The sequence below is a fragment of the Chitinophaga sp. genome (assembly GCF_035761305.1).
Lineage (GTDB): Bacteria > Bacteroidota > Bacteroidia > Chitinophagales > Chitinophagaceae > Chitinophaga.
Map to the genome: position 1 here is coordinate 1 of NZ_DASTRI010000259.1, position 20566 is coordinate 20566.

12 protein-coding genes are annotated in these 20566 nt (G+C 51.3%); 10 read left to right on the forward strand and 2 right to left on the reverse strand.

What is annotated here, in order from left to right; genetic code table 11:
- The 9 genes from VFS25_RS21625 to VFS25_RS21665 all read left to right on the forward strand — a co-directional run.
- Positions 1–308: hypothetical protein (locus VFS25_RS21625; RefSeq protein WP_326464265.1), on the forward strand; the 308-nt coding region annotated here is incomplete at its 5' end.
- 5 nt (positions 309–313) lie between these two features.
- Positions 314–1117 carry an IS3 family transposase gene (locus tag VFS25_RS21630; RefSeq protein ID WP_326464275.1) on the forward strand — a complete coding sequence of 268 codons (804 nt, stop codon included), beginning with the start codon at positions 314–316 and terminating at the stop codon, positions 1115–1117.
- 394 nt (positions 1118–1511) lie between these two features.
- Positions 1512–5261, forward strand: a complete 3750-nt coding sequence (locus tag VFS25_RS21635; protein ID WP_326464266.1) for a glycosyl hydrolase family 95 catalytic domain-containing protein — start codon at positions 1512–1514, stop codon at positions 5259–5261.
- A gap of 191 nt (positions 5262–5452) precedes the next feature.
- Entirely contained in the window at positions 5453–6169 is a 717-nt protein-coding gene (locus VFS25_RS21640; protein WP_326464267.1) for a DUF1080 domain-containing protein, read from the forward strand.
- Between the two features lie 65 nt (positions 6170–6234).
- The gene (locus VFS25_RS21645) at positions 6235–6783 is read left to right on the forward strand and encodes a sigma-70 family RNA polymerase sigma factor (protein WP_326464268.1); all 549 of its coding nucleotides are present in this window, start codon (positions 6235–6237) and stop codon (positions 6781–6783) included.
- Positions 6784–6875: 92 nt separating this feature from the next.
- Complete coding sequence (locus VFS25_RS21650) at positions 6876–8009, forward strand: FecR family protein (RefSeq protein WP_326464269.1); 1134 nt, start codon at positions 6876–6878, stop codon at positions 8007–8009.
- 233 nt (positions 8010–8242) lie between these two features.
- Positions 8243–11722 carry a TonB-dependent receptor gene (locus VFS25_RS21655; RefSeq protein ID WP_326464270.1) on the forward strand — a complete coding sequence of 1160 codons (3480 nt, stop codon included), beginning with the start codon at positions 8243–8245 and terminating at the stop codon, positions 11720–11722.
- Positions 11723–11748: 26 nt separating this feature from the next.
- Positions 11749–13230: a RagB/SusD family nutrient uptake outer membrane protein gene (locus tag VFS25_RS21660; RefSeq protein ID WP_326464271.1), complete on the forward strand. Its 1482-nt coding sequence runs from the start codon at positions 11749–11751 to the stop codon at positions 13228–13230.
- 128 nt (positions 13231–13358) lie between these two features.
- On the forward strand, positions 13359–16247 hold the full coding sequence (locus VFS25_RS21665) for a glycosyl hydrolase (RefSeq protein ID WP_326464272.1): 2889 nt from the start codon (positions 13359–13361) through the stop codon (positions 16245–16247).
- Here the strand turns inward: VFS25_RS21665 and VFS25_RS21670 are convergent.
- Both VFS25_RS21670 and VFS25_RS21675 read right to left on the reverse strand, forming a co-directional pair.
- Positions 16241–16783, reverse strand: a complete 543-nt coding sequence (locus VFS25_RS21670; protein ID WP_326464273.1) for an RNA polymerase sigma factor — start codon at positions 16781–16783, stop codon at positions 16241–16243. The two genes, VFS25_RS21665 and VFS25_RS21670, sit on opposite strands and share 7 nt — an antisense overlap.
- Positions 16784–17017: 234 nt before the next feature.
- A complete protein-coding gene (locus VFS25_RS21675; protein ID WP_414647779.1) occupies positions 17018–17398 on the reverse strand; it encodes an ArsR/SmtB family transcription factor in 381 nt (126 codons plus the stop codon).
- Between the two features lie 236 nt (positions 17399–17634).
- On the opposite strand from VFS25_RS21675, the gene VFS25_RS21680 reads away from it, so the two are divergent.
- The coding region (locus VFS25_RS21680; RefSeq protein ID WP_326464274.1) for a SusC/RagA family TonB-linked outer membrane protein at positions 17635–20566 on the forward strand (2932 nt) is incomplete at its 3' end.

The following is a 20566-nucleotide window of genomic DNA, read 5'->3' on the forward strand; positions in this document are numbered from 1 at the left end:
TAGAGGAAGCGCGTCGGCGCTACGGGATCAAAGGCACCTATACCATTCAGCAATGGCTAAAGAAATTTGGGAAAAATCATTTATTAAACAAAATTGTGCGTATAGAAATGAAGGGAGAGCAAGATCGTATAAAAGAGTTAGAATCAGAGGTAAAGCGGCTTAAAATAGCGCTGGCGGACGCCACATTGGCCAAAGATGCCCTTGAAACGTTAGTAAAGATTGTAAATGAGCATTATGAAACGGATGTAAAAAAAAATTTAGGAGAGCAACGATCCAGCGATGTGCAGAAGAAAAAGGACAATCGATAAAAGGGCTGTGCGATTATTTTGGATATAGCCGATCTGGATACTATAAGTCCTTAGCAACCAATACGGCTGAGGCGCTACGGGAAGATGTAATATTAGAACTGGTAAAGGAGCAGCGCCGTTATCAGCCAAAAATAGGTGGCAAAAAGCTATATAAGCTGTTAAAAGCAGATATGGAACAACTGGTAGCGCCGATTGGCCGCGATAAGTTCCTTGATGTTTTACGCAAAAATGACCTGCAGGTGAGAAGAAAGAAGAAATATGTGAGGACGACACAATCGTGGCATTACTATCATAAGTACAAGAATAGATTGAATCAAAAGGGACTAACAGGAGCTCATCAGGCGTATGTAAGCGACATTACATATTTGCGGACGCGGGCAGGATTTGTATATCTTTTTTTGCAAACAGATGCGTATTCGAGGATGATAACGGGATGGCACCTGTCCGATAGCCTGGCAATAGAAGGGGCAGTAGCGGCCCTCAAAATGACTTTAAAGCAATGTCCGGATTCTTTTGGGGCCATCCATCACTCAGACCGGGGAATCCAATATTGCTGTAAACAATATGTGGAGCTGCTAAATAAGCATGGGATGATCATCAGTATGACGGAGCAAAACCATTGTTATGAAAATGCAATGGCAGAGCGGGTAAACGGCATTCTGAAAGACGAGTTTTTATTGGATGAAGAGTTTGCAGATAAAGCATCCGCTTTAAAAGCAGTAAGAGAAGCAATACAGACCTATAATACCCGTCGTCCACATTGGTCTTTACAGTTATGCACACCAATGCAGGTTCACATGGCCGCGTAATACACAGTACATCAAAGAATTACAGCAACATTCACAATTAAGATGTGAATTATAAAAAAGAAAAAAAGTAGCAAAAAAAAGAAAAAGGTAATAGTAGTAATAATACTGTCTACTTTTTTTAGGACATGACATGATGATAAGCATTTGCAAACAGTATAGCGCAATCGTACCAGGTATTTGTGCTGCGTTCCTTCATGCTGCATCCTGCGTTACACGCGCAGCGTTCCGTATTTTGCGTTCAGCATTCCGCTTTTTGCGTTCCGCAGTTCGCATGCAGCATTCCCCGTTCCGTATTCCGCATTCAGCTTTTTGCCTTTTGCCTTTTGCTTTTTACTTTTTGCTTTTTGCCTTTTGCTTTCCGCATTCCGCAAACGCGCAGCAGCAAAGCGCTGTTTTGAAAGCAGATCGGTTGCAGCAATACGTGGCGTTCTTTAACCGTATTGATGATAAAAAAGAGGTGGTGAACTATGTACCGGATGCGCAGGCCGCTGAATGGCTGCAGCAGAACATTCCGCTGCTCGACTGCCCGGATAGCACCATTGAGCAGATCTATTACTACCGCTGGTACAGTTTCCGCAAACACTTAAAGCAAACGCCGGACGGTTTTATTTTCACGGAATTTATTATACCTGTGAAGCATGCCGGCCGTTATAACGCGCTTAGCTGCGCCACCGGCCATCACATATATGAAGGCCGCTGGCTGCGCGATACCGGGTATGTGAACCAGTACATCCGCTACTGGCTGGAGAAAGATAAGCATCAGCCGCACCCGCGCCTTCACCAGTTCAGCGGTTGGGTGGCCGATGCCGTATATAACTATTACCTGGCTACCGGCGATAAGAATTTCGCTGTGAGCATGCTTGACTCCCTGGATGCCGACTACCGCCTGTGGGAGCAGGAAAGGCTGCTGCCCAACGGCATGTTCTGGCAGTTTGATGTAAGGGATGGTATGGAAGAATCTATCAGCGGCGCCCGCCGTTACCGCAACATACGCCCTACCATTAACAGCTATATGTACGGTAATGCCGTTGCCATTGCAAAAATAGCAGCCATGGCAGGCCGCGATACATTGGTACAGCGGTATACAAAGCTGGCTGCTCAGCTCAAAGCAGCTGTGCAGGAAAAATTGTGGGACGATACGGCTTCATTTTTCAAGGTACGCATGGCAAAAGGAGATACGCTGTCTTCTGCCCGGGAAGAAATAGGTTTTATTCCCTGGTACTTTGATTTGCCGGACGATAAGGCCGCATATGCAAAAGCCTGGGAGCAGCTTACAGATCCCAAAGGTTTTTACGCGCCCTGGGGCATTACCACAGCAGAACAGCGGCACCCTGCTTTTCGTACGCACGGCACCGGTGGCTGTGAATGGGACGGCGCCATATGGCCCTTTGCCACCACGCAAACACTAAAGGCGCTGGCCAACCTGCTTACCAATTACCGGCATCACGATGGCATGAATGCGCAGGTATATTTCCGCGAGCTGAAAACCTATGCCCGTTCGCACCAGAAGAATGGTGTGCCGTACCTGGGTGAATACCAGGATGAAAAAACAGGCTACTGGTTAAAGGGAGATGACCCGCGCAGCAGCTTTTACAACCACTCCGGCTTTGGCGACCTGGTAATCAGCGGACTGATAGGGTTAAAACCCCGCAATGATGAACAGCTGGAAATAAACCCGTTAATACCCGCCGGAACCTGGGACTGGTTTTGCCTTGACCAGGTGCCGTATCATGGCCGCCTGCTCACCATCGTGTGGGATAAGACCGGGAAAAAATATCACAAAGGCAAAGGCCTGCAGGTATTTGCCGACGGTGAAAAAATATACAGCGCAAATAAGCTTACACACATCATAACACCGCTGCCTGCAAAAAAGCAGCCTTATACGCTGTGGTATGACAGCCCTGCTGCTAAGTGGACAGCTGCATTGCCCATTGGCAACGGCCACCAGGGAGCCATGATATACGGTACTGTAAACACAGAACATTTACAGTTCAATGAATCTACCCTGTGGACAGATGGGCCGCGGGAACATGCCCACCCGGGCGCAGTGCAGTACCTGCCGCAAATACGCGCCCTGCTGGCAGCCGGTAAGCAAAAAGAAGCAGAGCAGCTGGCAGAGGAGCATTTCATGGGGCTGAAAAGCGCCCCGCCGGTTTCCCGCTATGAAGCAGCCTATCAGCCGTTTGGCGACCTGTTGCTGCATTTCAGGGACACCACCTCACCGGTAACAGGTTACCGCCGCCAGCTGAACCTGCGAACGGCTGTTGCACGCACCACCTATACCACCAACAACATTCATTATACGCGTGAATACCTGGCCAGCGCTCCCCAAAGGGCCATTGCCGTACATTTAACAGCCAGCAAGCCAGGCAGCATCAGCTTTACCGCAGCCCTGGCAACACCGCAGCGGGAACATAGTTTCCGTAAAATAAACGACAGCACCTTTGCACTTTCGCTGAAAGTAAAGGATGGCGTATTGCACGGTGAAAGCTGGCTGAAAGTAAGCGTAAAAAAAGGGCGTGTAACCGTCGGGGATAGCACCCTTACTGTACAGGATGCAGATGAAGCAACTTTATACCTTACCGCTGCCACCAGCTATAAGAACTACAAAGATGTAAGCGGTAACCCGGCAGCGCTGTGCGCGCAGCTCACCGCCCGGCTTAAAGGGCTTTCCTATGAAAGCATCAGGGCCGCGCATATAAAAGATTACCAGCAATACTTCAATACATTTGATATTGACCTTGGCGAAAGTCAAACGCAGCTGGCCACCGATAAGCGCCTCCGCCAGTTTAACCCGGAAACCGATCCTTCCCTGGCAGCGCTGTACCTGCAATATGCCCGCTACCTGATGATTTCCGGCTCGCGCCCGGGCGGCCAGCCCTTAAACCTGCAGGGCATCTGGAACGATCAGATGACGCCGCCCTGGGACAGCAAGTACACCACCAACATCAACTTTGAAATGAATTACTGGCCGGCGGAGGTATTAAACCTTTCCGCCTGCACAGCGCCCATGTTCAGCCTTATTAAAGATGTGTCGCAAACAGGCCAGGCTACCGCAAGGGAACATTACGGCGCGCCGGGCTGGGTGCTGCATCATAATACAGACCTGTGGCGGGCTACAGCCCCCATCAATGCCTCTAACCACGGCATATGGGTAACCGGCGGCGCGTGGCTCAGCCATCACTTGTGGGAGCACTACCTGTACACGAAGGATAAAGCCTTTTTGCAGCAAACCGCTTATCCTGTTATGAAGGCTGCTGCTGAATTTTTTGTAAGCTTCCTGGTGAAAGACAGCGCTACCGGCTGGCTAATCAGCACCCCGTCAAACTCCCCGGAGAACGGCGGCCTGGTAGCCGGTCCTACCATGGACCACCAGCTGATCCGTGACCTGTTCGGCAACTGCATACAGGCAGCGGGCATTTTGCATATAGATGCAGCCTTCAGCAAAACATTGCAAACGAAATACAGGCAGATAGCGCCTAACCAGGTTGGCCGTTTTGGCCAGCTGCAGGAGTGGCTGCAGGATGTGGACGATACTACCAGCCATCACCGCCATGTATCGCATTTATGGGGCGTATTTCCCGGTAAGGATATTACCTGGGACCAGTCGCCGGACCTGATGAAGGCAGCCCGCCAGTCGTTGTTATACCGCGGCGATGGCGGCACCGGCTGGAGCCTGGCCTGGAAGGTGAACCTGTGGGCCCGGTTTAAAGATGGCAACCATGCCCTGCTGATCCTTAAAAACCTGCTTACGCCGGCAGAGGAGCCTTCCGGCAAGGTACACGGCGGCACCTTCACCAACCTGTTTGATGCGCACCCGCCTTTCCAGATAGATGGCAACTTTGGCGGCGCCTCCGGTATTGCGGAAATGCTGGTGCAAAGCCATATGGGGTATATTGATCTGCTGCCGGCCCTGCCTGGTGCCTGGCAAAGCGGCCATGTAAGCGGCCTTTGCGTCCGCGGCGGTTTTGTGCTGGATATGAGCTGGGAACAGGGCAGGCTGCAGCGCCTAACGCTAACGGCTACTGCCGGCGGTCCCTGCGAGCTGCAATACGGGCAGCAATCCCTGAAGCTAAAAACGCAAAAGGGAAAGCACTATCGCCTTCAGGTTAGCAACAATCAGCTGATTGTAATTAATAATTAACAATGAATAATGAATAATAACCTGCAGTTTGTCAATAATCACCGGTGCAGCCATGGCTCTTCATAGGAAGTTGCATAGCCATTCCTCATGCAAAGCCAAAGCACAATGCCAGCGCAATAAAGCACTAAACAGTACACGCATCGCAATCCTTAATTATTAATTATCCCATGTTTCGTTTAACAACACTGCTCTTGCTCCTCCTGCCCGCCTGCGCGGTTGCCCAGGAGGTAAAGCCCGAAGCTACGGAAGACTGGTTACGCAAGCCGCCGCTGGTAACCCCTGCAGGCCCTAACCGCGCGCCGTCAGACGCCATTGTGCTGTTTGCCGGTGCAAAGGACCTGGACAAATGGGAGCACCCGGACGGCAGCGCCGTTAAGTGGGAGGTAAAAGGCAATGTGCTCACCATCGTACCCAAAACAAAAGACATCCGCACAAAGCAGTCTTTCGGCAGCATGCAGCTGCATATAGAATGGAAAACGCCCGACCCGGAAGAGAACCACGGCCGCAATAACATGGGCAACAGTGGTGTGCTGTTCATGGGGCTTTATGAGCTGCAGATATATGAAAGCTATGATTACCGGGAACGTATTTACTACAACGGGCAGGCCGGCAGCATTTACAAACAGTATGCGCCCCTGGCCAATGCCAGCCTGCCGCCGCAAACCTGGCAAACATTTGACGTGGTGTTTGAAGCGCCGGTGTTTAATGCAGATAGTACCCTGAAAACACCCGCCCGTATCACGGTTTTCCAGAACGGCATTCTTATACAGAACCATGTAGCCATTAAAGGGCCCATGGTGTATGCCGGTTATCCCAAATATGTTTATCATCCCGCCCGGCTGCCCCTGGTGCTGCAGGAACATGGCAGCAAAGTAAGTTTCCGCAACATTTGGGTAAGGGAACTATGACGGTGTAGGATGGTCAGTTGAGTGGATTTTACTATATTCCGCTAACTCACCATCAGCTTTTGCCAGTGGAAGATCAACTTTGGGAATCCATAAGGGACAATGACCAGGCTGCCTTTACCAGCTTGTATAAAGACTATTACCAGCTGCTGTTTGCCGAAGGCTTCCGTACCTGCGGCAATAAAGACCTGGTAAAGGACTGCATTCATGAACTTTTTCTCGAAATATGGTATAACCGCCACAAACTGGCGCCGGTGCAGCATGTAGGGGCTTACCTGAAAACCTATCTCCGCAGGAAGATACTGAAAGAGGCCGGAAAGCTGCCGCAGCATACCACCGCTGATATAGAAACCCATGTTATTGAAACAGAGCGCCCTTATGACGAGCTGCTGATCCTCCTGCAGTCCAGGAAGGAGGTAGCTGAAAAGGTACGCCGGGCCATACAGCAGCTGTCCCCGCGGCAAATAGAGATCATCCGTATGAAATTCTTCGAGAATAAAAGCTATGATGAAATATCTTCCCTAACGTCCACAACCCCACGAACTATTTACAACCAGGTGCACAACTCACTCAAGATCCTTCGCAGGTATTTAAGCATCCTATTATTTTTCTGTTAATCATTAAGTTAGGTATTATTTAAAAATAATTATAATAATTCCATGGTAAAAATGGAATAACGGTTGCACTTATTAATATACAATGCAACCGTATGGATTATACATTTTATGAACCGGAAGACTTTGCGGCCAATGAATCTTACCTGCGGTACTATTTTAAGTTAGACCCCGTAGATGTTTTTTTCTGGCAGAACTGGATCAGCAATCATCCGGAGAAGCTGGATGTGATCATGAGCGCCGACCAGCTGATCAGCTTTGCAGCCCTGCACCTTCCGGAAGAAGAATATCAGCAGGAGCTGGAGCGCATGCAACGGGCTGTTGCTGCCGGTAAAACGCTGCAGGAGGAACCACCGCTCATAGCCACCAAACAGGGACGCCTGGTACGCCTGTTTGCTGTAGCGGGTATTACCATTGGCGTATTGCTGACCACTGTGCTGGTGTTATATAATATGGAGTATTACAGGAGCAGGCACACGCAGCAGCTGGCAGCGCAATACCTCCGTGAAAAGAAGAATGAAGGCGCACAGCCAATGAAGATACAGCTGGAAGACAGCAGCTTTGTTACCCTGGAAGCAGGCTCCAGGCTGCTGTACCCGCCGCATTTTACAGGCGGTAAACGGGAAGTGTACCTGGAGGGTAACGCCTTTTTTGATGTAAGCCATGATGCAGACCGGCCTTTTTATGTGTATTACAACAACCTGGTAACACATGTGCTGGGCACCAGCTTCCAGATACGCACCAATCCCAGGAAACAGGTAGAGGTGACGGTACGCAGCGGTAAGGTGGAGGTGTATGAAAAAAAGGCTGTCCCGCATAAGCAGGATCATGCAGCAGTAAGCAACGGGGTAATACTTACGCCTAACCAGAAGGTGACTTATTCAGAAGACAGCCGGCAGTTTGAAGCATCGCTGGTAGAAGACCCGCTGCCCCTGGCGCCGGCGGCAAAAGCGCACAGCATTCACGCAAATGATGCGCCGGTAGCTGCCAATAGCCGCAGCTTTGTATTTAACACAGCGCCGCTGCCGGATGTGCTGCACACCTTTGAGGAAGTGTATGGCATTGAAATAGAGGTAGAGAATGAACGCATTAATAACTGCCACTTTTCAGGAGATATATCCAATATGGATTTTAACGCCAGGATGGAGGTGATATGCCAGGTGTTGCATGTAGCCTATGAAGTAAGAGGAACCAAGATTATTATAAGGGGTACAGGTTGTCCCGCCTGAACAGCAATGGGGAGAATATATATGTAACAACGGTCAATATAAAAAATAAGCCGGCAATGTGGCGCATTACCGGCTGTGAATGTTGTCCGGATCCTTTTATTAAACGAACAAACAATTCCAAGTTATGAAAAATTAACCAGAATCAAGTCCACCGGCCGGCATTGTGGCGCAATACCGGCAACAGCAATCACGATTTAACGGATCCTTTTATTAAACGAACAAAATTTCATGTTATGAGATCAAGCGATCGCTATTCATCGCAGGTCGTTCATATGCTTGCCCATTTCCCGCCTGTACCTGCCGCAAGCAATAAGCAGGTATCGCAGCGCAAGCCGTGGATGGCCACAATACTGCTTGTCATGAGGATAACAGTACTACAGCTGGTGCTGGCAGTTACATTCGCCTGCACTGTATATGCCAACGATATATCCGCGCAGGATGTATTGAATAAGAGAGTAACACTAACGGTGCCGCCTACACAAATTTCGGGTATTATCACCTTGCTGCAGCAGCAAACCGGCATCCGCTTTTTGTATAGCCCGGAGGCCATACGTACCGACCGCAAGCTGTCTTTTTCCGCCAACAATGAAAAGCTGGGCGTGCTGCTTGAAAAAGTGCTGAAACCCATGGACATTGGCTACCGCGTGGTAGACGAGCGCATATTGCTGTATGCGCTGGAAAACGGCCAGCCGCATATGGTAGCCTTACAGGAGCAGGTGATCACCGGCACGGTAAAAGACGACCAGGGCCGCCCCCTGCCTGGTGTGACCGTAGCGGTAAAAGGCACCTCCAATGGTACGGTCACTAATCCCGACGGCACTTTCCGGCTGCGTATAAACAACGGCAATGCCATACTGGTAGTGAGCTTTATTGGCTACGAAACACAGGAGGTGCCGGTGAACGGTAAAACAACGGCGGATATACAACTGAAACCAGCATCCCAGTCGCTGCAGGATGTAATTGTGGTAGGCTACGGCAAACAGGAGCGCCGTAACGTAACAGGCGCGGTATCTACCATACGGGCTGAGGCTATTAAAGACCTGCCGGTAACCAGCGTTGACCAGAAGCTTACCGGCCAGGTAGCCGGCGTGCAGGTAATGCAGGTAACAGGTACGCCCGGCGGCAGCCCGGTAGTGCGCATACGCGGCGCAGGCTCCATTGGCGCAGGCGATGATCCGCTGTATGTAATAGACGGCTTTCCCATCACCACCAATTATAACAAATATTCCAACCCCCTCAGCCTTTTCAGCCCGAATGATATTGAATCCATTACCGTGCTGAAAGACGCCTCTGCAGCCGCTATCTATGGCTCCCGCGGCGCGAACGGCGTAATACTCATCACTACAAAAAAAGCAAAGCCGGGCACCAGCCACCTGGAGGTTGACATTTACACCGGTATACAGAAAGAGTATAAAAGAAACCGCGTAAAAATGATGACCGCACAGGAATTTGCCCAATGGCGCACAGAGCACCGGCAGGATATGGCGGCATTTACCGGCCAGCCTTTCGATCCTTTATCTGTACCTGCGGAATACCGTAATCCCGACTCCCTGGGCGCGGGCACCGACTGGTACGATGCCATGACCCGTGCCGCACCTATCCAAAGCTATAACGTAACCTGGAGCAAGGGCACAGAATCTCTGCGCGTGCTGCTGTCCGGCGGTTATTTTAACCAGCAGGGTATTGTACGCAACACCGCTTTTCAGCGTTACACCTTCCGCGCCAATATTGAAGGCAATGTGCGGAAGAACATTACACTGGGACTTAACTTTTCGCCCACCTATAACATCCGTAACCTGCAGGAAACAGAAGGGCACTTCAACACCGCTATTCTTACGCAGGGTTTGCTGAACAGTCCCTTGTCGCCCGTAAAGCAGCCGGATGGCAGCTATACGCCGGTAATAGGCTCGCCCGACGCTTTTTCAAACGCCAACCCGGTGAACATGCTGGAAAATACTACCAATAAGGTAAACAGCGTGCGGGCATTAACCAATGTATATGTAAACTGGGAAATTATTCCGGGCCTTAATTTCAAAACCACGCTGAATGTTGATTACAGCAGCGACAGGCAGAACATATTTGTGCCCTCTTATGTAGGCGGTTTCCGTACCCCGCCGCCGCAGCCCGCTACCGGCGCCTATAATACCGGCACCGTGGTAAACCTGCTCAATGAAAATACGCTTACGTATGACAAGCAGTGGAAAAACCACAACATCTCCCTGCTGGCAGGTTACACGGCACAGCAGGAGCGGGGCGAGTTCGGCAACTTTAACGGCAGCCAGTACCCGGACGATAATATACACACACTGAACGCAGCAGCTGTTATTACGGGGCAAACATCCGTACAGGAATGGCGGCAGCTCTCTTACCTGGGCCGTATTAACTATGGGTTTAAGGACCGTTACCTGGCCAGTGTAGTGTTCCGCCGCGACGGCTCATCGCGCTTTGGCGAAAATAACCGTTGGGGTAATTTTCCTTCCGCATCACTGGGATGGCGTATATCTGAAGAATCATTTTTCCCGAAAACAGGGTTTATCGACGACCTGAAGCTGCGCGGCAGCTATGGGTTAGCCGGCAACAACAACATCGGCAACTACACTTACCTGCCTGGTGTGGTGATTGACAATTCCACTAATTTCCTGAATAATACCAACTATGTGCTGGGCGGCGGTTTGGCCAGCGGTGTGCGTGTGAATGCGCTGGCTAATCCCGACCTGGGCTGGGAATCATCCCGCCAGGTAGATGCAGGGCTGGACCTTTCCCTGCTGAGAGGTCGCATTTATTTCATAGGCGAATACTACATACGCGACACCAAAAATATGCTGCAAACCATTGATGTGCCCAGCGTATCAGGTTTTGAAAGCGGCATTGCCAACATCGGCGAAGTGCGCAACCATGGATGGGAGTTTTCTTTAAGCACCCGCAATTTTACACAGGCGTTCCGCTGGAGCACAGATGTAAACATTGCATTTAACCGCAACCGGATCCGTAACCTGGGCAATAAATCGCAGATCATATCCGGCAGCGAAAGCACCAACATTTCACTGGTAGGGCAGCCCATGGGCCTGTTCTACGGCTATGTTTTTGAAGGCATTTTCCAGAGCCAGGAAGAGGTAGATAAATCGCCGCACCAGGCAGGCCAGGTACCCGGCACTGTAAAATATAAAGATGTGAACGGCGACGGTAACATTACCAGCGCAGACAAAACCATCATGGGCAATCCTTATCCCAACTTTACCTGGGGCCTCACCAACCGGTTCAACTATAAGAACTTCGACCTGTCGATCCTCATCAACGGCTCGCAGGGCGCTAAGGTGCTGGACCTGTACAAGCGCTTTACCACTAACCTGGATGGCGTATTCAATGTAGAGGAAGAAGTAAAGGACCGCTGGCGCTCGCCGCAGCAGCCGGGCAACGGCAAGCTGCCCACTACCGTAGCCAGCACGCCGCTGGCAAGGGAAATTAATTCCCTGTGGGTGAAAGATGCATCGTATGTGGCTATACGGAATATCACACTGGGCTACAGCTTTAAGGTAAAATCTGCCAGCGATGTGCGGCTGTACTTCAGCGCGCAGAATGCCTGGATATTCTCTTCTTACCACGGTAACCCGGAAGTAAATGTAAACGGCAACAACTCCCTGGCGCCGGGCGTAAACTATACCGGCTACCCGGTACCCGCCACATTTACAATAGGCGCAAATTTGAAGTTATAGGATGATGCCTCATTAAAAACAGCAACATGAAAAACACTAAATACCTGTTATTGCTTACATGCCTGCTTTCCGCCTGCGGAAAGGGTTTCCTGGATATATCGCCGGAACAGTTCCAGAAAGAAGGCAACTACTTTAAAAATGCCGACCAGTTCAACCAGGCAATGAACGGCGCCTATGCACCGCTGCAGGGCTTGTACACCGGCAGCCATTGGGTAATGACGGAAATGCGGTCGGACAATACCTCTTACCAGAAAAATACAAGCGATGCCTCCGGCTTTTCCCGCGAAGAGCTGGATGAGTTCCGCGAGCAGGATGATAACAGCTATGTATATTCTTTTTTTAACTACAGCTACAATGGCATTTCACGCTGTAATACCGTGCTGGATCACTTATCCGGCGCCAGTATCGATGAAACGGTAAAAGCACAGATAACCGGGCAGGCCAGCTTTCTGCGGGCGCTCTATTACTTTAACCTGGTGCGCCTTTATGGCGATATTCCGCTTACCGTGCATGAAGTAACCTCTACCAACGGCGCGTTTAGCATAGCGGACCGTAAGCCGGCGGCAGATGTGTATACGCAGATCATTGCAGATGCGCAGGCAGCCATTGATAACCTGCCCGATGCCTGGACAAATGCCAAGGATAAAGGCCGTGCCGTAAAAGCCAGCGCGCAAACCCTGCTGGCAGAAGTGTATCTTACGCAAAAGCAATATGACAAAGCCATACCGCTGCTGCGCGCAGTAATGCAGTCGCCCAACGGGTACACCCTGCTGCCGGATTATGCCAGCCTGTATACCCTGGCTAATGAAAACAGCGCGGAGTCCATTTTTGAGGTACAGTATATGGAGGGCAGCTCCAACGAGTACAGCGATTTTATGTACCAGTTTGCACCATATAACGCAGGCAGCGGCATTACCGGCTTTGGTTTATATACCGGCTCCGGTTCCGGCTGGAATATTCCCACACAGAACATGCTGGATGCATACGAAGCAGGCGATAAACGGAAAGATGCATCCATCAGTCTTTCCTTTACCGATCCCAACACCAACAAGGTAGTGCCGTATGTAATCAAGTATAAAACACCGCATGCCATCCGTTATCAAACGGGCAGCAATTTCCCGGTGTACCGCTTTGCCGATGTGCTGCTGATGCTGGCGGAATGTTTAAATGAAACCGCCTTTGCAGCTAACGGGGAAGCATATACTTTACTGAACCAGGTACGTGCGCGTGCCGGCCTGGCGCCTAAAACAGCCGGTAATGCAAACCCCGCGCTGAATGTAAGCTCGCAGGAAGCGTTCCGCCAGGCAGTGTGGCAGGAGCGGCGGGTAGAGCTGGCGTTTGAAGATCATCGCTGGTTTGACCTGCTGCGTACCGGCCAGGCCACCGCGGTAATGCAGGCGCACGCTGTTGAGGAAAAAAGCCTGAAAAGCTACCTGGTGCCGGCAGCATACACCAACATCCGGCCGCAGTACCAGTACCCGAGAAGGGAAGTGCAGCTGATGCAATAGGAATAATAAATGTAAAATGTAAAATTTAAAATGTAAAAGTGATGGACGCAGTGTGCTCACTTTGCACGCTGCACCTGCTTTTACATTTTAAATTTTACATTTAATATTTTACATTTTCAACTCAGATTATGAAACACTGGTTATATATAACGGTTATCTTAGGCATTGGATTATTGCAAACCGGCTTTGCACAGCAACATAACAATAACACGGCTACACCGCTCACCGGAAAAGATTTCCGGCAGCCGCCCGCCGCCTACGGCATCCGCTGCTGGTGGTGGTGGCTCAATGGCAACGTTACCAAAGAATCCATTACGCTTGACCTGGAAGCCATGAAGGCAAAGGGTTTCAGCGGGGCATGCATTTTCGACGCAGGCGGTCAAAACCAGCGCGGCAACGCAGATGTGCCCGAAGGGCCTATGTTTGGCTCCCCGGCCTGGCAGGAGCTGTTCCGCTTTGCCGTACAGGAAGCGCACCGCCTGGGCCTGGTGCTAAGCCTGAACATACAAAGCGGCTGGAACCTGGGCGCCCCCGATGTGCAACCGCAGGAAGCCGCCAAACGCTTAACCTGGTCTGAAACAGTGATCGGCGGAAACCAGCGTTACGTGCAGTCTTTACCGTTACCGCCTGCGCATGACGGCTTTTACCGCGACATAGCCGTGCTGGCCTTCCCTTACCGCGATACCGCCGGTATAAAGCCCCTGCACAACCTGCGCCTGAAAGCAGCTTTTACTGAACTGGGCGGTTCCGCCCCCGATACGCGGTTCCTGCTGAATGAAGATACTGCGGATAATAAGCTTGTGCACACGCAGCATACAGCGGTTATTAACCTTACGCAGCATATGAACGCAAAAGGCGTGCTTACCTGGAAAGCGCCGCCCGGCAAATGGGTGATTATGCGCTTCGGGTACACGCTTAACGGCGCCGACATTTCCACCTCCAGCGGCAAATGGCAGGGTCTTGTAATTGATTACCTGAGCCGGGAACATTTTACCCGCTACTGGAATACGCATGTGCAGCCGCTGCTGCAAAGCATAGGAAAAGATGCCGGCACCACGCTCCGTTACCTGCAAACAGACAGCTGGGAGCTGGGCGGCGTTAACTGGACGGAAAACTTTCAGCAGGAGTTCCGCAGCCGCCGCGGGTACGATATATTGCCTTACCTGCCTGTAGTAGCCGGCAAGCTGGTTGACAGCCGGGACGCCAGCAACCGCTTCCTGGCCGACCTTCGCAAGACCATCGGCGATTGCGTGGCCGATAACCATTACAAAGTGTTCCAGGAAAAAGCAGCGGCATATGGAATAGGCATACAGCCTGAAAGCGCCGGACCGCATGCCGGTCCTTTTGACGGGTTAAAGAACCTGGGGCATAGTGAAATTATGATGGGCGAGTTCTGGTCGCCCTCCGGGCACCGCCCAACGCCCGAAAGCCGCTTTTTCGTAAAGCAGGCCGCCAGCGCCGCGCACATTTATAACAGGAACCTGGTAGGGGCAGAAGCTTTTACCACCATTGGCCACCACTGGGATGATATTATCTGGAAAGAGATGAAGCCCAGCTTTGACCATGAAGTATGCGCAGGCCTTAACCTTACCCTGCTGCACACCTTTACCAGCTCGCCGCCTGAAATGGGCGAACCGGGGCAGGAGTATTTTGCCGGTACGCATTTTAACCGGCACATTACCTGGTGGAAATATGCCGATGCCTTTTTCAATTACATGAGCCGGGTGCAGTACATGATGCAGCAGGGAAGCTTTGTGGCAGATGTGCTGTATTACTACGGCGATCATGTGCCTAACATTGCCCGCTTAAAGGAAGATGATCCTGCGGGCGCTTTACCGGGTTATGATTATGATGTGATTAATGAAGAGCGTTTAATGGCCCTGCAGGTGCAGCAGGGCTGGATAGTGCTGCCGCATGGCATGCGCTACCGGGTGCTGGTGCTGCCAAAGCACCGCGTACTGTCGCTGGCCGCATTGCAGAAGATAGACCAGCTGGTAACGGCCGGCGCTACCGTGATTGGCCCGCGTATGCAAAGAACAGTAAGCCTTGAAAAATACCCTGCTTCCGGTAAAACGCTGCAGCAGCTCACCGCTCATTTATGGGGGGCCGACAGCACGGCCAACCAACAGCCCGGCAGCCGCGCGGTAGGCAAAGGCCGCATAGCCTGGGGATATACTGCCGCACAATGGCTGGCCTTACAGCGCGTAGCGGAAGATTGTCATTTTACAGCAACAGCAACAGATACATTTGGATATATCCATCACCGTTATAACAGCATGGATTATTACTTTGTCAGCAACCGCCGCCCGTTAGCGGTGAATGCCAGCATTACCTTCCGGGTAAGCGGGCGTTTGCCGGAATTCTGGGACCCGGTTACCGGCCGCACACAGCCGGCGGCTGCCTATAGCCAGGCCAATGGCCTTACCACGGTGCCGGTGTCTTTTGCTCCTTATGGCGCCTGGTTTGTAGTGTTCCGCAAGCCCATACCTGCCGCGCAGCAGGGTGTGGCGCGTACCAACTTTCCCGGCTTTACAGTCACAGATACGCTGCAAGGCCCCTGGGAGCTGCATTTTGACGAGCGCTGGGGCGGCCCGGCCGCTGTAACCTTCCCCGTGCTAACCAGCTGGACGCAACGGCCCGAGCCCGGCATCCGCTATTACTCCGGCAGCGTGGTATACCGCAAAGCGTTTAACTATGATGCAAAGCAGCAGCAAAAAGTATATTTAAACCTGGGTGTGGTAAAGGACGTGGGCATTGCAGCGGTAAAGCTGAACGGGAAGCCACTGGGCGTGCTATGGACGCCGCCTTATCGTATACCCGTTAGCGATATACTGCAGCCCGGCAGGAACGTACTGGAAGTAGAGGTAATTAACAGCTGGCGCAACCGCCTGGTAGGCGACCGTGACCAGCCGGCGGAAAAACGGTATACCAAAACCAATATTGCGATCCGTCCCGAATGGCAGCTGCTGGAAAGCGGCCTGTTAGGCCCCGTGGTATTGGAAACGGAAGATCATTGATAAGGCTGCGCATTGCCCAGCAGGCTGCGTACAATACGCAGCGAACGGGCCAGCTGATGCTTTACGGTTGAAGGGCTGATGCCCAGGCTCAGCGCCACTTCCTTTCGTTTCATGCCGGAAAAATAAGTCAGCTTAAATACCCTGGCCGACATAGGAGGCACCTGCTGCACCGCCTGTTCCAGCTGTTCCCAGAACTCATTGGGTTCCGCTGTATCAGGGGGTGCGGCAGTTGTGGCCTGCGATAACAGATGCAGCTTTTTCCGGCGTAAAGCGCTGTCCCGCAGCCGGTTCAGGCTGCGGTTACGGATAGCGCAATGCAAAAAACTTTTCAGCGACACAGTTACATTGTTAAACAGCCCCTTCTCCCAGCAATCCATAAAAAAATCCTGTACAAGGTCCTGCGCCTCTGTTTCATCTTCCAAAAACGTATATGCAACATAGGTTAGCCAGCGGCGGTACAAACGGAAAACTTCTGCAAAAGCAGTCATGTCACCGGCCTTTAACTGGTTTAATAAAAGTTGGTCATTTGCGTTCATGCAACAAAAATTGATGCCGTGAAAAATAAAATCACATGCGGTAGTACTTCCCGAATTCAGCCACAAAGAGAGTATTGATTATAACCAGCCCATATGACGAGATATACGGGAAAAAGCACCGGACGGATCTCGCAATACATAATTTATATACCCGTAAACCGGCTGTGGTAGCTTAACAGCGGAGATTGTAAGTGTTGTTTTTAAAGTGGGCTGATCAGTATGATTTTCGGGATGTTATTTTTTGGATTTGGGTTGGGTCTTTGCCAGGAAATTTTCCAGTGCATCCAGCTTATGCGTCCAGAAAGCGCGGTACTTTTCCGTCCACTCCGCCACTTCCCGCAGCTGCTGTAATTCAGCATAGCAGTATCTTTCCCGCCCCTGCTGCTTTATCACCACCAGCCCGCACTCCGTTAGAATTTTAATATGCTTGGAAATAGCCGGCCGGCTGATACTGAAGTTGTCTGCCACTGCGTTCAGGTTCAGCGCCTGCTGTGATAACAGGTGAATGATGGCTCTTCTCGTCGGATCTGCAATTGCCTGGAAAACGTCCCTTCTCATCAGAATAGTGTTAAACAGGGCGGAACCGCCGCCCTGCTGCAAAAATAATGAAACCATTTGGTTACCGGAATATTTTTATACCTGTTTGTGAATGATAGTAGGCCCCTGAAAAGCGCTGCAGCAGCGGAATGCGCGTGTGAAGGCAGCAGCAGCCCTGAATTTATTTTATGCAGATAGCCCGTTGCGGGATGGCAAGTGTCTTTATTCCACAAAAAACAGTTTTTACATTTTAGCGCGTCGTCCATAATGACAATGTTTATAATACCCTCTAATGTTGATCAGCCCCCACGATTATGATAAGGAAACATGCATATATACCGCTTATCTACAGGCAGCTGATAACCCTCATATTAATATTAACCGGAAATGGTTATAACACGTTGAAGGCGCAGGCCCCAAAGCCCGGAGATGCCCGCGTTACGCTGGTTGCAAAAAAAATCCGGATAGCGGATATATTCAATGCCATATGGGATCAAACAGGTTATCAGGCTTTTTATAACGATGAACAGCTTAGCAGCGCAGAACGGCTGAATGTTAAATTCAGGAATGACCGGTTAAATAAGGTGCTCAGGTTCCTGCTGAAAAAACGGCGCCTTACCTGGTACTTCCGGGAAGAAACTTTTGTGATTATGCCCGCAAAAGAAGGCGGCAATACGGATGAAGATGAGGACCCGGACATTGACCGTTTAAATATCCAGGGCATGGTCACTAACCAGGGCAACATGCCCATACCCGGGGCTACCGTGCTGGTAAAAGGCGCCCGCCGCGGCGTAACAACCGATGAAACAGGCGCTTTCACTTTAACCGTTGATAAAACCGCTACCCTGGTGGTGAGCTCTATGGGCTATAATCCAAAAGAAATACCGCTTGAGGAGGAGAACAGCGAGCACCTTAACGTACGGCTGTCGCCCGCGGTAACAGGGCTGAACGAAGTAGTGATTATTGCTTATGGTTCGGCCATCCGCCGCGATCTTACCGGTTCTGTAAGCCGCATCACTGCGGCCGATATTGCGGAACAGCCTGTGTCTAACCCGTTGCAGGCAATGCAGGGACGCATTATGGGCCTGGATATTATGCAGGCCTCCGGCCTGCCCGGGAGCGATTTTAAGGTAGCGCTGCGGGGCCGTAACAGTATCAGCAGTGGTAATAATCCACTATATATTATTGATGGCATACCCCTTACCGCAACCCCGCTCACGTGGTCGTTAGGCGATAATGCCGGCCTGGGAGCCAACAATGCATCCAGTCCGCTTAATCTTATTAATATAAACGATATTGAAAGTATTGATGTGCTGAAAGATGCAGATGCCACGGCCATCTATGGCTCCAGGGGCGCCAACGGCGTTGTGCTGGTTACCACTAAAAAAGGCCGGCGCGGCAAAGCACAGGCCAGTGTAAATGTTTATACAGGCATAGGACAGGCTGCGCACCAGGTGCCCTACCTGAACACCACCCAATACCTGCAGATGCGCCGGGAGGCTTTCCGCAACGATGGAGCCGTGCCGGGGCCTTCGGATTATGACATGCACTGGGATAGTACCCGTTATACGAACTGGCAGCAAGAAATGATCGGCGGTACATCACACATTACCGATGTACAGGGCGCTGTAACCGGCGGTGCTGAAAATGCCTTATACGCGGTAAGCGGCGCCTACCGCCGTGAAACCACTGCGTACCCCGGTGATTTTGCTTACCGGAAAGCAGCCGTTAGCATGCACGCCACTTTTACTACCCGCGATCCCGGCAAACGGGGTAAAGCTGTGCTGATGGCAGGTTATACAGGCGACGGGAACCAGCTGCCGGCTACTGACCTGGCAGCCTTTTCAAACACGCCGCCCAATAGCCCGCCGGTGTACAACCGGTTGGGCGGCATCAACTGGCAGAACAATACATTTGATAATCCCTACGCGAACGTGCTAAGGCGCTACACCGCCAACGGCAGCAACCTGCTGGCAGGCGCTGTATTAAGCTACCAGGTATTAAAACCCCTGGAGCTGAAAACCAGCATTGGCTACACCCATATGCAAATGGATGAGATGCAGGTAAATCCTGTTTCCTCCCTGAACCCGGCATTTGCCGCCACAACAGGCTACAGTTATTTTGCCAATGGTGATTTGCGCAGCTGGATCATGGAGCCGCAGCTTGTTTTTAAAGATACGCTCTGGAATAATGGTATAATAACTACCCTGGCAGGTGCAACGTTTCAGCAGGATGTACGCAGCCAGCAGTGTTTTTTAGGCACCGGCTATGCCAGCGATGCCCTGCTGGAAGAACTTACGGCTGCAGGCACTATAACTCCCATGGGTGTAGTAAATACAAAGTACCGGTATACCGCGCTGTTTGGCCGCCTTAACTTTGCATGGCTGCATAAGTATATTGTAAACCTCACCGGCCGCCGCGATGGGTCCAGCCGCTTTGGCCCCGGGAACCGGTTTGCAAATTTCGGCGCAGCCGGCCTGGCCTGGATATTTTCCGAAGAAGCCTGGCTGAAGAACAGCCGTGTGCTGAGCTTTGGCAAGCTGAGAGGCAGCTACGGCATAACCGGTAATGACCAGATCACAGATTACGGCTACCTGGACACCTATTCCTCCGCGCCCGCTTACCAGGGCGTCCGCGGGCTGTACGCCTCCCGCCTGTACAATCCATTCTACGGGTGGGAGCAGAACGTGAAGCTGGAAGCAGCGCTGGAGCTGGGCTTTTTAGAAAATCGTATATTGGTTACCGTTATCCGCTACCATAACCGTTCATCTAACCAGCTGGTGGGCTATACATTGCCCGGCACTACGGGGTTTGATAACGTGCGCCGTAACCTGCCCGCCATAGTGGATAATACCGGTTGGGAATTTGACATCAGCGCAAACATTATTAAAAGTGCAAACCTTACCTGGACCAGCGGCCTGAATATGAGCATACCCCGCAATAAGCTGGTGAGCTTTCCCGGCATTGAAACCTCCAGCTACAACAACACCTACACAGCCGGCCAGCCATTAAATATATTCAAGGGCGCGCAGCTGGAAGCAGTAGATCCTGCAACAGGTGTATACCGGTTCAAAGACCTGGATGGAGATAAGAACTTTAGCTTTCCCGGTGATTACACCTATACAAAACGCACGGGCACCCAGCTGTATGGCGGCTGGCAGCACCGCCTTCAGTATAAACGCTGGCAGCTGGATGTGCTGTTTTATTTTGTACAGCAACAACGTTACAACTACCTGTACACAAATA